The organism is Thermodesulfobium sp., assembly GCF_053498235.1.
Genome location: NZ_JBRCUV010000038.1, coordinates 45,761 through 60,025, shown reverse-complemented (window position 1 = coordinate 60,025; position 14,265 = coordinate 45,761). Strand labels below are relative to the sequence as shown.

The 14,265-nt window shown below is 34.5% G+C and carries 20 protein-coding genes and 1 tRNA gene; 20 read left to right on the top strand and 1 reads right to left on the bottom strand.

What is annotated here, in order from left to right; translation table 11 throughout:
- Positions 1 to 27 precede the first annotated feature (27 nt).
- The 9 genes from truA to speD all read left to right on the top strand — a co-directional run bounded on the left by truA (position 28) and on the right by speD (position 6,382).
- Positions 28 to 879 (top strand): tRNA pseudouridine(38-40) synthase TruA, encoded by an 852-nt coding sequence (gene truA, locus ACWIUX_RS05465; RefSeq protein ID WP_448589717.1) that lies wholly within the window; start codon positions 28 to 30, stop codon positions 877 to 879.
- A 40-nt stretch (positions 880 to 919) separates the two neighbouring features.
- Entirely contained in the window at positions 920 to 1,357 is a 438-nt protein-coding gene (rplM, locus tag ACWIUX_RS05460; protein WP_448589716.1) for a 50S ribosomal protein L13, read from the top strand.
- 69 nt (positions 1,358 to 1,426) lie between these two features.
- A complete protein-coding gene (gene rpsI, locus ACWIUX_RS05455) occupies positions 1,427 to 1,831 on the top strand; it encodes a 30S ribosomal protein S9 (protein ID WP_448589715.1) in 405 nt (134 codons plus the stop codon).
- Positions 1,832 to 1,844: 13 nt separating this feature from the next.
- Positions 1,845 to 3,014: a pyridoxal-phosphate-dependent aminotransferase family protein gene (locus tag ACWIUX_RS05450; protein WP_448589714.1), complete on the top strand. Its 1,170-nt coding sequence runs from the start codon at positions 1,845 to 1,847 to the stop codon at positions 3,012 to 3,014.
- On the top strand, positions 3,015 to 4,601 hold the full coding sequence (gene serA / locus ACWIUX_RS05445) for a phosphoglycerate dehydrogenase (RefSeq protein ID WP_448589713.1): 1,587 nt from the start codon (positions 3,015 to 3,017) through the stop codon (positions 4,599 to 4,601).
- Positions 4,598 to 5,227, top strand: a complete 630-nt coding sequence (locus ACWIUX_RS05440) for a histidine phosphatase family protein (protein ID WP_448589712.1) — start codon at positions 4,598 to 4,600, stop codon at positions 5,225 to 5,227. Before serA ends, ACWIUX_RS05440 begins: the two co-directional genes overlap by 4 nt.
- Positions 5,228 to 5,248: 21 nt before the next feature.
- Positions 5,249 to 5,611: a ThiF family adenylyltransferase gene (locus ACWIUX_RS05435; RefSeq protein WP_448589746.1), complete on the top strand. Its 363-nt coding sequence runs from the start codon at positions 5,249 to 5,251 to the stop codon at positions 5,609 to 5,611.
- On the top strand, positions 5,601 to 5,912 hold the full coding sequence (locus ACWIUX_RS05430; protein WP_448589711.1) for a hypothetical protein: 312 nt from the start codon (positions 5,601 to 5,603) through the stop codon (positions 5,910 to 5,912). The genes ACWIUX_RS05435 and ACWIUX_RS05430 overlap by 11 nt, the downstream gene beginning before the upstream one ends.
- A 65-nt stretch (positions 5,913 to 5,977) precedes the next feature.
- Positions 5,978 to 6,382 (top strand): adenosylmethionine decarboxylase, encoded by a 405-nt coding sequence (gene speD, locus ACWIUX_RS05425; RefSeq protein WP_448589710.1) that lies wholly within the window; start codon positions 5,978 to 5,980, stop codon positions 6,380 to 6,382.
- A gap of 66 nt (positions 6,383 to 6,448) precedes the next feature.
- Here the strand turns inward: speD and ACWIUX_RS05420 are convergent, their stop codons facing one another.
- Entirely contained in the window at positions 6,449 to 7,996 is a 1,548-nt protein-coding gene (locus ACWIUX_RS05420; RefSeq protein WP_448589709.1) for a bifunctional aminoglycoside phosphotransferase/ATP-binding protein, read from the bottom strand.
- Between the two features lie 173 nt (positions 7,997 to 8,169).
- Between ACWIUX_RS05420 and ACWIUX_RS05415 the strand changes: the two genes are divergently transcribed.
- The 11 genes from ACWIUX_RS05415 to rplL all read left to right on the top strand — a co-directional run bounded on the left by ACWIUX_RS05415 (position 8,170) and on the right by rplL (position 13,846).
- Complete coding sequence (locus tag ACWIUX_RS05415; protein ID WP_448589708.1) at positions 8,170 to 8,967, top strand: ATP-binding protein; 798 nt, start codon at positions 8,170 to 8,172, stop codon at positions 8,965 to 8,967.
- A gap of 10 nt (positions 8,968 to 8,977) precedes the next feature.
- Complete coding sequence (locus tag ACWIUX_RS05410) at positions 8,978 to 9,178, top strand: FmdB family zinc ribbon protein (RefSeq protein WP_448589707.1); 201 nt, start codon at positions 8,978 to 8,980, stop codon at positions 9,176 to 9,178.
- Between the two features lie 107 nt (positions 9,179 to 9,285).
- Complete coding sequence (locus ACWIUX_RS05405) at positions 9,286 to 10,332, top strand: NADH:flavin oxidoreductase (RefSeq protein ID WP_448589706.1); 1,047 nt, start codon at positions 9,286 to 9,288, stop codon at positions 10,330 to 10,332.
- Positions 10,333 to 10,399: 67 nt separating this feature from the next.
- Positions 10,400 to 10,573, top strand: coding sequence for a 50S ribosomal protein L33 (gene rpmG / locus ACWIUX_RS05400; RefSeq protein ID WP_448589705.1), 174 nt, complete (start codon positions 10,400 to 10,402; stop codon positions 10,571 to 10,573).
- A gap of 20 nt (positions 10,574 to 10,593) precedes the next feature.
- Positions 10,594 to 10,668: transfer RNA gene (locus ACWIUX_RS05395), tRNA-Trp, on the top strand.
- Between the two features lie 79 nt (positions 10,669 to 10,747).
- Positions 10,748 to 10,975 (top strand): preprotein translocase subunit SecE, encoded by a 228-nt coding sequence (gene secE, locus ACWIUX_RS05390; RefSeq protein ID WP_448589704.1) that lies wholly within the window; start codon positions 10,748 to 10,750, stop codon positions 10,973 to 10,975.
- Positions 10,972 to 11,511, top strand: coding sequence for a transcription termination/antitermination protein NusG (gene nusG / locus ACWIUX_RS05385; protein ID WP_448589703.1), 540 nt, complete (start codon positions 10,972 to 10,974; stop codon positions 11,509 to 11,511). Before secE ends, nusG begins: the two co-directional genes overlap by 4 nt.
- 29 nt (positions 11,512 to 11,540) lie before the next feature.
- The gene (rplK, locus tag ACWIUX_RS05380; protein ID WP_448589702.1) at positions 11,541 to 11,987 is read left to right on the top strand and encodes a 50S ribosomal protein L11; all 447 of its coding nucleotides are present in this window, start codon (positions 11,541 to 11,543) and stop codon (positions 11,985 to 11,987) included.
- A gap of 10 nt (positions 11,988 to 11,997) precedes the next feature.
- Positions 11,998 to 12,717, top strand: a complete 720-nt coding sequence (gene rplA, locus ACWIUX_RS05375; protein ID WP_448589701.1) for a 50S ribosomal protein L1 — start codon at positions 11,998 to 12,000, stop codon at positions 12,715 to 12,717.
- A gap of 150 nt (positions 12,718 to 12,867) precedes the next feature.
- On the top strand, positions 12,868 to 13,401 hold the full coding sequence (rplJ, locus tag ACWIUX_RS05370; RefSeq protein WP_448589700.1) for a 50S ribosomal protein L10: 534 nt from the start codon (positions 12,868 to 12,870) through the stop codon (positions 13,399 to 13,401).
- 61 nt (positions 13,402 to 13,462) lie between these two features.
- On the top strand, positions 13,463 to 13,846 hold the full coding sequence (gene rplL, locus ACWIUX_RS05365; RefSeq protein WP_448589699.1) for a 50S ribosomal protein L7/L12: 384 nt from the start codon (positions 13,463 to 13,465) through the stop codon (positions 13,844 to 13,846).
- Positions 13,847 to 14,265: the final 419 nt, after the last annotated feature.

Genomic DNA, 14,265 nt, shown 5'->3' with positions numbered 1-14,265 from the left:
TTCTATACTATATGGGTCGGGGCTTTTGTGTCTCGATCTTTGCTTTTTGAGATGAACGTTGCAGCTATAATTTCTTATGATGGTACTAATTTTCATGGTTTTCAAATGCAAAATCAATCTAGAACTGTTCAAATGGTAATCGAACAAAAACTTGAAAAAATATTTAAAGAGAGAATTCCTGTTGTACCTGCTGGCAGAACAGACACAGGGGTGCATGCAATAGGACAAGTTATTTCTTTTAAATTGACAAAATGTCCTTTTGGAATCGAAAAGTTACACGATATTTTAAATTATCACTTGCCAGATGATATCAGAATCAGCGAGTTAAAAATAATGCCGGAAAACTTTAATAGTAGATTTTCAGCAAAATCAAGAGTTTATGTTTATGCTGTATGTACAAAAAAAGACATATGTGCTCACCTAGCTAGGTATTTTTGGAATATAAACATATCACTTGATGATCTTAAAGTTCCTTTGGATTTAATTCCAGAGAGATTTTGTTTTAGGTCCTTTTCTAGAACCTCTCAGGATAGAAAATTGAATTTTGGAACTGTAAATTTTTCAAATTATGTTATTGTTGAAGATTTTTTTTATTTTATAATTGAAGCTCCGTCTTTTTTGTGGCATACAGTAAGGTTCTTGTTTGGAGAGGCTGTTGCTGTTGCAAAGGGGAAAAGATCCCTAGAGGAGTATAAAGAGGCTTTAGATGGAAAGAAGAGATTGGTGCTCTATAAAGCTCCTCCAAAAGGATTGCACCTTTGGGGCGTGAGTTATTTTGATCAAAAGCTTGGTGCTATTTGTGAAAAAAATATAATCAAAGATGGGTTGTATGGTTTTTTTAAGCCTCCATCTTTCGTTGACATTGTAAAAAGTCCGTAATATAATGAGTTTTCTAAAATGTGTTTTAGGAGGAAAGGATATGAAAACTGAGTTCCCAAATATAGCTAATTCGGATAAAAATTGGTGGCTTATTGATGCAAGTGGACAGACATTAGGTCGTTTGGCGACAAGGATTGCCATGATCCTAAGAGGCAAACATAAGCCTAGCTTTTGCCCAAATTTTGACAATGGTGATTATGTAGTTTTGATAAATGCGAGTAAGATTGTTGTAACGGGGAATAAGGAAAATGAAAAGATGTACTATCGACATTCTCAGTATCCAGGAAATTTAAAATCGTTTAACTTTAAGAAATTAAGAGCCCAAAAACCAGAGTTTATTATATTTCATGCAGTAAAGGGTATGTTGCCAAAGGGATCTCTTGGAAGGACTATGCTTCGTAAGCTTAAAATCTATAAAGATGATAACTATAAAGAAAAAGCCCAAAAACCAGTTTTGTTAAACTTGAAAACCAAATAAATAAACTTATTATTAATTTGATGTTTTTAAAATATTTTATTTTTACTTAATATTTTAAGGAGGAAGTTGATGAATCTTAAGGAACAAACTTTTGTTTGGGGATTGGGTAGGAGAAAGACTTCTATTGCAAGAGTAAGAATATACCCTTCGGATAGTGGCAAAATTATAGTTAACGGCAAAGATTATTTAGAATATTTTCCCAGAAAAACTTTGCAGATAATTGTAGAAGAGCCTCTCATAACTGCTGGGATTTTTGGAAAGGTTGAGGTAAGAGCAAAGATTACAGGTGGAGGGATTTCTTCACAAGCTGGATCTCTTTCTCATGGGATTGCAAGGGCTTTGCTCTCGCTTAATCCCGAATTAAAAGTTTTGTTAAAGTCTAAAGGACTTTTGACAAGAGATTCTAGAATGAAAGAAAGAAGAAAGTATGGTTTACATAAGGCAAGAAAAGCACCTCAATACTCTAAGAGATAACGAGGAGGAGTAAATGGATCGTTTTTTAAATGATAACCATATGTTAATGATTCCTGGGCCAATTACTGTTCCACCTAGAATTTTAAGAGTTAATTCAAGACCTATGATAAATCATAGGGGGCCAATATTTCAGAAAATCCACGAATATTGTGTAGATGGCTTAAAAAAGATTTTTAAAACCGATGAAGGAGAAGTTTATATTTTCGCTTCAGTTGGTACGGGCGCTATGGAGGCATGCGTTTCAAATTTTTTCAATAAAGACGACAGAGTTTTGGTTTTGATCAACGGTAATTTTGGCCAACGTTTTGCCCAGATAGCGAACGTATATGGTTTAAATGTCGATACGCTGGAGTTCGTATGGGGACAGTATGCAGAGCCTGAGAAAGTAAAGGAGTATCTTTCAAAATATCCAAAGGGTACATATAAAGGAGTTTTAGTACAACACAATGAGACCTCTACAGCTATATTAAACGATCTTGAGAGACTTTCTCCAATTATAAAGGAGCATGGAGCGTTATTTGTAGTAGATTCAATTAGCGGTATGGTTGCAGCACCATTTGAGATGGATAAGTGGAAGGTAGATGTTGTAGCTGCAGCTTCTCAAAAGGCATTCGGTTGTCCACCTGGTATCAGTCTTCTTGGAGTTTCTAAAGAAGCTCTGAATAGGGCAAACAATTCGAATTTACCTAGATTTTATTTCGATGTGAGGAAGTATCACGAATCGTATAAAAAGGGACAACCACCTTTCACTGCACCGATTTCCCTTTACTTTTCACTTGAGGAATCAATTAAGATGATCTTTGAAGAAGGCCTTGAGAATTTTCAAAAGAGACATATCGTACTAAGAGATGCAGTAAGGAGTGCTGTGAAAGCTCTTGGTCTAAAACTTGTATCAGATGATAAATGCGCAAGTCCAGTAGTTACTGGAGTTTTTTCTCCGGAAGGCATAAAGCCACAAGATATTATAGACAATATGAGAAAGGAATTTGGGATAGTTCTTGCTGGTGGTCAGTCACAGTTTAAGGGTAAAATTTTCAGAATTGGGCATCTGGGATTTATAGGAGCGACTGAAATATTTGCAACCTTTGCTGCGCTTGAGTTGACGCTTGAAAAGTTGGGATATAAATTTGAAAAAGGAATATCAGTTAAAGCGGCACAGAAAGTGTTTGAGGAGAACATGTAAATGAATGAGAAGATATTAATAGCTGATGAAGTTTCTCAACTCGGCATAAGAAGATTAGAATCTGCAGGTTTTCAAGTAGACGTTAAAACTGGTCTTTCCGAAGACGAGCTTTGTGAAACTATAAAAGAATATAACGCTATTATTATAAGATCTTCGACAAAAATTACAGAGAAAATTTTGTCAAATGCAAAAAATCTTAAAATCATTGGTAGGGCTGGTGTAGGGGTAGATAACATAAACGTAGAAGCTGCGACGAAATATGGGATAGTTGTAGTTAATTCTCCTGAGGGAAATATTATATCTGCAGCTGAACATACATTTGGTTTAATTATTTCTCTCCTTAGAAACATTCCGCAAGCTGATCGGTCTGTAAGGAATCTTGAATGGAAAAGAAATAAGTTTACAGGTCACGAGCTTTACAGGAAAACAATTGGTATTATTGGTCTCGGGAAAGTTGGCAGTAATGTAGCAAAATATGCAAAAGCATTTGGAATGAAGGTTATAGGTTACGATCCTTATATAACCCTTGATAGGGCGAGAGAAATGGGTATTGTGCTTATGCCTCTTGATGAAGTATTTAAGGAAGCAGATATTATAACTGTTCATGTTCCAAAAACTAAAGAGACTTATCATCTTGTCAACGAAGAAAGAATTCAACTTATGAAAAAGGGATCATATATAGTTAACGCTGCAAGAGGAGGAGTTGTTGACGAAAATGCAGTTGCCAAGGCTCTTAGATCAGGCCATCTGGCGGGTGCTGCATCTGATGTTTTTGAAAATGAACCTATTGTACCTGATAATCCTTATATTTCAATAGAAAATACCGTTTTGACCCCTCATATAGGTGCCGCTACCAAGGAGGCACAGGTAAACGTTATTCTTGATGTGGTAGATCAAATAATTGCTTTTTTCGATGGCAGGATTCCACATGGTGCAGTTAATTTGCCAGCTTTTAGAGGTGTGTCGGATGACTTATTGCCCTGGATTGATTTGGCAGAAAGACTAGGCAAATTCGTTAAAGACCTGGTTGCTGATAGGGTAAATAAAATTGAAATTGTTTATTATGGTGATATTGCAAAGAAAAACGTAAATTCAATTTCAATTAGCGTGCTTAAAGGTTATTTGATAAAGGTAAAGGGTAACTATGTTAGCTTTGTTAACGCATTAGCGCTTGCGAACGAACTTGGAATCAGGTATACCGAAATTAAAGAATCTGTGGATGTTGACTTTAAGAGCATGATAACTGTTAGAGTGCTAACAGACTCAGGTATTAGATCGGTTTCTGGTACTATATTGTCTGATCAAAAACCTAGAATAATCGAAATAGATTCTTATCGAGTTGATGCATTTCCTGAAGGTTACCTCTTAGTATCTAGACACAGAGATAAGCCTGGTATAATAGGGAGGTTTGGAACTATTTTGGGAAAGAATAACATTAACATTGCAGGTATGCAGCTTGGAAGAAATCTGTCGAGCGGTTTAGCGGTAATGATCTTGAGCGTTGATTCAGAGGTAAATGATGATGTTTTGGAGGAATTGCTCAGTAAAGGGGATATTGAAGAATTGAGGTCAATTTACCTTTCATGAAGATATATTTAATTAGACATGGTGAGACTAAATGGAATAAAGAAAGCAGATATCAAGGAGTAAAAGACGTTCCCCTTTCTGAAAAAGGAATTGAGCAAGTAAAAAGGTTAGGTCGATATTTTTCAGGATTACCTCTTGATATAATAGTTTCATCTCCTCTAAGTAGGACAAAGGAAACTGCAGACTATATAGTTAACTTTTATCCAAAAGAACTTCAAGTTTTCTATGATAAAAGATTTTTAGAGATATCTCATGGATTATGGGAAGGGAAAGTAGTAGACGAAGTAAAAGAGGAATTTAAAGAGATTTACGATTTTTGGAAAACAAAGCCCTATGAAGCAAAAATGCCAGAAGGTGAAGGCTTACATGACGTCTCTTTGAGGGCTACCAGCGCCTTTAAGGAATGGGTTGGTAAGTATAAGGGTAAGGATATTGCATTTGTTACACATGATGTAGTGATTAGAGTTATTATGATGGATATCTTTTCCCTTCCATATGATTTCTTCTGGAAATTTAAACTTGCTAACGCTGGAATTAATATTCTAGAATATGAGCAAGATTATAAGCTCTTGTCAATAAATCTTGTTTGCCATCTAGAAGAATTTAGCGCAGAGGGCGTGATTTAGTTAAGATTTCATAGAACTTCACTGTTATTAGGTGAAGATAATATAAAAAAAATTAGAAGATCAAAGGTAGTAATTTGTGGTCTTGGAGGGGTTGGAGGATTTGCTCTGGAGGCACTTGCTAGATTAGGGGTAGGGAACTTTTTTCTTATAGACTACGATAGATTTGACTTATCTAATCTTAACAGGCAAATATTGGGCGAATTTAACAATATTGGGCTCTTAAAAGTTGATGCTGCGTTGAACAGGTTGAAATCTATTAGTGATTCTAATGTTTTGGTGTCTCAAAAAAGAGTTCAAGAAGCTTTAGTTGAAATTGAAAGTTTTAAACCAGATGTAATTGTTGATGCTATAGATGATTTGGAAGCTAAAATAATTGCTTATTAAACACTTTTATAAAAAAACTAACATTATAGTTAGCGCGGGGGCGGGCAACAGAGTAGATCCAACAATGGTTACCTATGCAGATCTATCAAAAACCTCTAATTGTTCAATTGCTAAAATTTTGAGAAAGAGACTTAAAGGTTTAGGAATTTTTTCTGGAATTGAAGTTGTTTTTTCTAAAGAACCCCCAAAAAAAGAGTTTAACAACTCTAATATTATTGCAAGTGCGGTTTTTGTCCCAATGAGCTTTGGTTGTTTGATATCTTATTTGTCGTATAAATTTATTTGTAATAGTATGGCATGAGCTATTTTTTTTCTAATGTGATATAATCACTTTTTGTGATTCAAAAGTTACAGGAGGTAAAAGATTTGGAAGCAATGGGAATGCATTACATTGTTGAGGCTTCTGGATGTGATCCTGTTATTATAGGGGATCCAGTAAGAGCCAGGGAAATTTTTTTGGCTGCCGCGAAGGTTGCAAATATGGATGTAAAAGCTGTCCACTTTTACAAGTTTTTCCCATCAGGAACTAGTGGCGTTGTAGTAGTGTCGGAGTCACATATTTCTGTACACACGTGGCCAGAAAATGGCTATGCTGCGCTAGACGTGTATACTTGTGGCGATAAAGCACAACCTGAAAGGGCAGTGGAGTTTATTTTGCAAGCATTTCGAGTTAAACATGCTCACATTACAGAAGTTCAACGCGGTGTAAAGGACGAAGATATTTATACTCACACTACAATGACGTGGGAGGAAGACTATTCGGAGGATTAGTTCCCTTAACTTAATATTTGTTTGCTTTAAAGAAATAAGTCAGCTTGATTTTTTTGCTTTATGTTTTTATTTAGCAAAAAAATCAAATAGGAGGAATTCTTTTATTAATTCATCGCAAAGGATATCTAGATCCTTTACGTTGCCTATTTTTTCATATAAAATGCCCTTAGATACTTGCCAGGGCCTATATTCTGACAACTGTCTTCTATAAATTTCCAAGTCAGCATCACTAGATGTGTTTCTTTTTGCAGCTCTTTTGGTTAATCTCTCTTTAACAATTTCAAAATCAGCCTCTCTTTCAATTAAGAACATATCAACTCCAAGATTTTCTTGTAAATCCATGATCTTTTTCCTATAAAAATCTGAATTAAAGGTGGCATCAATAATTACAGACCTATTTGACTCAATCTCCAACTTTGAAAGTTCAAATATTTTGTTATAAACTTTTTCTGTAAATTCATGAGAATAAATACCTTCATTGTAATTGGCTTTTGCGCTCTCATACTTTGGAATTCCTGCTAACTCCTTTCTTATCTCATCTGAAGAAAGTCTTTTTATATTCGTTTTTGCACTTAATCTTTTGGCAAGTGCGCTCTTTCCTGTACCTGAAAGCCCACAGATAACAAATATAGAAGGTAAAGTATTGTCAAAATATTTTGCAGAAAGCCTAAAATACCTTCTTAGCGTTTTTTCAAGTTCCTTGTTCTCTGGTTCATTTAAGAAAGAAAATGATAAAACCTTTCCCCTTACATATGCAAGATATGATTTGAAAAAATTCAAATATGGCATAATTTCTTTGTTGCTTAACTGTTGGTATGTATTTATGTAAATGGATGAAAGATCACTTCTGTTATTAAAATCTAGGTCCATTGAAAGAAATGAAACTTCAGATGCTATGTCTTGAATTCTGAATCTTTCATTAAATTCAATACAGTCAAAAATATAGATATCATCAGGCATTATTGAAATATTCTTTGAATGTAGATCACCATGTCCATCAACGAACAGATTACCTTTCATCCTATCCAAAAAATCAGATCTATGCGTTTCAAAGAAATTTAAAGAGCTCTTCTTTATTAGGTTGTAATTGTGTTTTGAGATTAACCAATTTACGATATTTTCAGTCTGTCTAAAGTTTTCCTCGAGATTATATTTAATAGAATCAACAAATTGGATATCTTTTATCTTGTTAGCTATTTTATGGAAGTCTACGACCTTTTTAGCTATTCTATTTATGTCTTGTTGTGATACTTTATTTTGAAGTAATAAATTCGACATCAAAGATTCTTGTGGTAATTCAATCATCTTAATGCAGTATTCAACTATATTTTCCGTTGAATTTAGAATATATGAGTTATTTATTAAGCTAATAGGTAAAACTCCTAAGTATAAATTTGGATTTATTCGTGAATTTAATAAAATCTCCTTTTCACAAAATTTTTTTCTGTTTTCAAGAGTGGAAAAGTCTAAAAAACCAAAATTGACTGGTTTTTTTATTTTATAAACGTATTTTCCTGTCAAAAAAACATAAGATATATGGGTAGTGATAAGTTTTACCTCTGCCTTATGAGGATAAAAGGCTGGGTCTGACATTGCTTTTATTAGGTCTGACATGTTTCCTCCTAATTTAAAAGATAAAATCTTGTAGTTTATAATATTTTTTGTAAAAAAAAAATCTAACTTTATAATACTTAACTATTATATGCTATCCTTTAACAAAATATAAAAAACTTTTTAGTGGAAGTTCTATAATAACTTTGTTTTAAATAAATTACGGAGGTTGTTATATGTCGTTTAAGGAAGACCTGAAAGAGGTAGCTGCTTTTAGATTCAAAGATGAAAACTTAATGCCAATACATAACGTTGGGTCTTATGACTTAGAAAAGTTTTTAGGTATAGATGAACAAATTAAAGTTTTATTAAAAAATACTCTTAAATTTGTAAAAAAGTTACCGGCAAGCGATGTTCTTTTGTGGGGAGAAAGAGGAACTGGTAAATCAAGTCTGGTTAAGGCAATGCTGAGTAAATTTTTTTCAGAGGGTTTAAGAATTATCCAAATTTATAAATCTCAAATAAGCGATCTATCAATTCTTTATGGATTATTAAGAAATGAGGACTATCGCTTTATACTTTTTTTTGATGATTTGTCATTTACTGTTGGAGAGGATTCTTGGATGGTTTTAAAGGCATTGCTTGATGGGGATATTGAAGAGAGACCTTATAATGTTTTAGTTTATGCTACTTCAAATAGAAGGCATTTGACAAAAGAAGAAGAAACAAATGAAAAATTCGAAAATGATACGTATAGAGAGACCATTTCCTTGATTGAGAGATTTGGTATTAGGCTTTCTTTTCCTTCATTTAGTAAGGAACAGTATTTGGATATTGTCAAAAATTATGCAAAACTAAGGGGATTAGAAATTGACGAAGATACCCTAAACAAGAAAGCTTTAGAATGGGTGCAGATGGGAGGGAGTTTTACAGGCAGGTCTGCCTTTCAGTTTGTAGAATATCAATATGGTGAGGAGATGTTGAAAAAATTAGACTTTGAGTATATAATTAATAAAAAATATATAAATAGTTAGGGGTGTTTAAATGCCGATATTTGAGTATTTTTGTAAAGATTGTGGTGCAGATTTTGATATCTACCTGCCGTCTTCTTCTGATGGCAGAAAGGTAGTTTGTCCAAACTGTAATTCTGAAAACGTAAGGAAGGTTTATAGAGTTAATCACTGGGCAAATGCTAGTAGCTCAGATGATGGCGCAGATTCTGGAAGTTGCTTTAGTGGTGGCTGAGGATTTTAAAAAAAGCTCAGTTTGAGCTTAAAAAGCCTGCTTATGCAGGCTTTTTTTATTTTTTATCTATAATGAAAAATAAGAATTATCTTAGGAGGTAAACTTACATGGATGTTTTTTCTCCTTTTAAAATTAAGAACTTGATTTTTAAAAATCGATTCATCAGATCTGCAACGCATGATTGGATGGGAAACGAAGACGGAACGATTTCTGATAGGCAATTGGCTTTGTATAAAGAATTGGCAAGGGGTGAAATAGGTTTTATAATATCTGGGCATTCTTGTGTGGAATTCCCACGGGGCAGGGCTGGAATAAGGCAAAATAGAATAGATGACGACAGGTTTATAGATGGATATAAAAAATTAGCTGATGTAATACATGAAGCCCGTTCGCTGTTTGCGATTCAAATTTCCCATGCTGGTTTGCAAACGAATACAAATTTTACAAACGGTGTAGAGCCAATTGACCATAACACTATTGATGCAAATGATATCGGCGTTTTAGTTGATGCGTTTACAAGAGCAGCTGTAAGAGTAAGACTAAGTGGTGCAGATGCTGTTTGTGTTCACATGGCTCATGGTTACTTTTTGTGCAGAACCCTCTTTTCTGACTCAAATAAGAGAGAAGACGAGTATGGAAGGAGTATTGTAAATAGGTCAAAAATTGCTCTTGGAATAATTGACTCTATTAGAAAAGCTGTTGGTCTAGATTTTCCGATTTTTGTAAAATTAAATTCTACTGGTGGTGGTGATAAACACATAGAAATAGAAGAACTTGTCGCTGTATCAACGCTTCTTGAAGAACACGGTGTAGACTTAATTGAAATCAGTGGCGGTGTTGTTGGCTCAAAGGATAATCCTATTGACAGACTTAATATTATAAGAATTGAAGATGAGGGTTATTTCTTGGAAAGAGCAAGGGTTGTTAGAAAAAATGTAGGCACTCCCCTAAGCGTTGTAGGCGGCATAAGATCTTTATCTTTGATGAATGAAATCATTAAAAGTAATATTGCTGATTTTGTTTCATTAAGTAGACCCTTTATTAGAGAGCCAGATCTTGTTTTAAGGCTTAAAAATGGACAGGAAAAAGCTTCGTGCATATCGTGTAGCAAGTGTAGAAATTTTGATGGAATAATGTGCGTGTTTAATAAATAAAAATTTGACAGTTTCTTATTAATATTATAAAATTAACCGTCTATGAAATACTTATGGAGGTTTCAATATGGCTAAGGCTGGTGCAAAGGAAAAAAGGATAAGAATAACTTTGGCTTGTCAAGAGTGTAAGGAAAGAAATTATCACACTCAGAAAAATAGGATAAACGATCCAGATCGTTTAGAATTGAAGAAGTATTGCCCTAGATGTAATAAAATTACTGTTCACAAAGAAACAAAATAGTATTATAATACTCTTGTTTTAGGCCAGTAGCTCAATGGCAGAGCACCGGTCTCCAAAACCGGGGGCTGTAGGTTCAAGTCCTGCCTGGCCTGCCATTTTTATTTGCGTAACCACATCGCCTGTTGTGGGAGCATAAAGCTTGTTTAATTTCTTGATACCTCTTGGAGGTGTAATTTGTTATCTTTTAGCGATCTGAAACAAAAAATTAAGACCTTTTATTCGGAAGTTAAAGTTGAAGCCAAGAAAGTAAGTTGGCCTGACAGGAAAACAGTGCTTTCTGCTACTGGTGTTGTTTTAGCTTTTAGCTTGATTATTGCTGTTTTTGTAGGAACAATCGATGCAATTTTCACTGCCATTTTTAACTTTTTGATATCGACATTTGGACACTGGACGTCTTCATGAGAAATTCGAATCCTAATTTAAAATGGTACGTTATCACAACTCTTTCTAATTATGAAAAAAGGGTTGAAGAGGCAATACTAATTAGAGCACAAAGAGAGGGTCTTGAGGATAAGATAACAAGAGTCCTCATACCTGTTGAAAAAGAAGTTAAAATGATAGGACACCAGAAGAAAGAAAGCTCAAAAAAGGTTTTTCCAGGCTATGTTTTGGTAGAGATGGATCTTGATGACGCAACGTGGAACCTTGTAAGAACTACTCCAGGCGTTACAGGCTTTATAAGTAGTAAAAAGAAACCACTTCCGCTTAGTCCAGAGGAAGTTGAAAAGATCATGATGTATGCAAAGTCGGACAAACCTGTAATAAGAGTGGAATTTGAGAAGGGTCAGGTTGTACGAGTTACAGCTGGACCTTTTGCTGAACAAACTGGAGTAATTGACGAAATATTTCCTGAAAAGGGAACTGTTAGACTTGTTATAAATCTTTTTGGTCGTGATACTCCGGCTGAAATAGCTCTAACGCAAATAGAAAAGGTTTAATTTTGATTAATTGATGGAGGTTGTGATTAATGGCTGCTCCTAAGAAAAAGAAAAAGAAGATTGTTGGAGTTGTTAAATTAGCGTTGCCTGCTGGTAAAGCTAATCCAGCTCCTCCTGTTGGGCCTGCATTAGGTCAATATGGCGTTAATATAATGGAGTTCTGTAAGGCTTACAATGCGCAAACTTCTTCTCAGGAAGGGACTATAATTCCAGTTGAAATTACAATATATGAAGATAGAAGTTTCGATTTTGTGCTAAAGACTCCTCCTGCTTCAGTTCTTATTAGAGAGGCTCTAAAATTAGAAAAGGGTAGTGGTGAGCCCAATAGAAAAAAAGTAGGGAAAATATCAAGATCTAAGCTTGTTGAAATAGCTCAAAAGAAACTAAAAGATATGAATGCGAACAGCGTTGAAGGTGCGGTAAGAATGCTAGAGGGTACCGCGCGCAGCATGGGCGTAGAAGTAATTGAAGGGTAGGAGGGTAAGAATGCATAAGAGAAGTAAAAGATATATCCAAGCTTTAAGTCTTTTTGATAGAAAACAGAAATATGATCCAGATCAAGCTTTTGAAATTATACAAAATAGCCCGAAGGCAAAGTTTGATGAAACCGTGGAAGTTTCTGTTAGGACTGGTTTGGACGTAAAGCATGCTGATCAACAAATTAGAACAACGGTTTCTTTGCCTGCTGGAACAGGGAAAAATGTAAGAGTTCTAGTCGTTGCAAAAGGCGAAAAGGCTAATGAAGCTAAAGAGGCCGGAGCCGATTATGTTGGGGCTGAAGATGTTTTACAAAAAATTCAACAAGAAAACTGGTTTGATTTTGATGTAATTATTGCAACTCCAGATATGATGGGTGCACTTGGTAAATTAGGAAGAATACTTGGTCCAAAAGGTCTAATGCCCAACCCTAAAACTGGTACAGTAACTTTTGATATCGCGAAAACTGTAAAGGAGTTTAAAGCAGGTAAAGTAGAATTAAGAACCGATAAAAGCGGTATTTTGCATATTCCGATTGGTAAGGTTTCTTTTTCTAAGGATAAATTGATAGCAAATTTTGCTGCTGTAATGGATACTGTTTTGAGATCAAAGCCATCAGCTGCAAAGGGCACTTATTTAAAGAGTATTACTATTTCTTCAACTATGGGTCCCGGAATAAAGATTGATACAAATAAAGCAGTCGAATCCGTAAAGAAAGTAAACCTTTAAAAAAAGAAAAGAAAACAAAACTTAATAGTGGCCAAAGAAGCAGGTAGGTTTTTCATAAATCCTGCGGAGGCAAAGGAAGATAATACCCAGGTATTGCCTTTGCCTGGGTATGTTTATAATTAATAAGCTTTATTGAAGGGAGGTGAACTAGTGGTAAGTCAAATAAGAAAAAAGAAAGAGGATACCGTTAATAGGATTTTAGAAGATCTTTCCAATTCATCTGCTATTTTTTTGGTTGATTTAAAGGGAATGAACGTAAAAGAAAGTGTTGAATTGAGAGATAGAATAAGAGAAACGTCTTCAAAGCTTAGAGTAGTAAAGAATACTTTACTTGCCTTAGCTCTTGATCGAATTGGTAAGAAATCTTTAGTAGAAAATTTGTTATTTGGACCAACTTCAGTTCTTTTTGTACAGGGAGACGTTAGTGCTGCTGCAAAGGTTTTAAAGTCATCATTGAAGGAATTTGAAAAAGGGACAATTAAAGGTGGCTTTATAGAAAATAAAGCTCTTAGTGCCGCAGAGGTTGAGGCACTTGCAGATATTGAACCAAAGGAAGTGCTTTTGTCAAAACTTTTGTATCTCTTACAGAGTCCTTTGTCAAGATTTGGAGGAGTGCTTGGAGCAGTTCCAAGAGATTTTCTTTATGCTTTGCAAGCACTTAAGGATAAAAAAGAGGCTTCTTGATTATTTTACTTTGGAATATAAATTAAAATTTTTAAAAATTTGTAAAATTTAGGAGGATAAAATGGCTTTGAGTAAAGAAGAAATTTTAGAAGCTATATCTCAAATGACTGTTCTTGAACTTTCAGAACTTATTAAGGCTTTTGAGGAAAAATTTGGCGTTACAGCTGCTGCTCCAGTTGCAGTTGCAGCAAGTGCTGGGGTTGCTGCAGCACCACAGGAAGAAGTTGAGGAACAAACTGAGTTTGATGTAATACTGACTGACGTAGGAGCAAAGAAGATTGATGTCTTGAAGGTAGTGCGTGAGATTACTGCACTTGGGTTAAAAGAGGCGAAAGAGTTGGTTGATAATGTTCCAAAGCCTATCAAAGAAAAGGTGAAAAAAGAAGAGGCTGCTGAAATTAAAGCAAAGATCGAAGCAGCTGGCGGTAAAGTTGAAGTAAAGTAGTAAATATTAGTTGAATGATATTTTGGTCGGACTTAGGTCCGACCTTTTTTATTTTGAAAAAATAATCTGGCTTTTGTAGCAAATAGAATAAAAAAATCTATAAATGTCTTTGTATCAATCCTTTATGGGCTTTTATTTTTACATAAAGTTGTTGCATATTCAGGGTTTCTTTGTGTTTTAAAAAATGATCTTAAGTTTTAACTGCAAAATTTAGGATAATTAATTGTATTTTATTGACAAATATAAATTTACAACTAAGCTATTTGTATTATGGTAAGGCGAAAAAATACTTTAAATACAATGAACACACTTAATCAGAAATTTTATCCAGTTTTAATTGCAAGTGTTGCATTTTTTTTGAGCTATTATACTAGGCTTACATGGAGTATTTTGTCTGTTTATGTTCCTTTTAAACCATC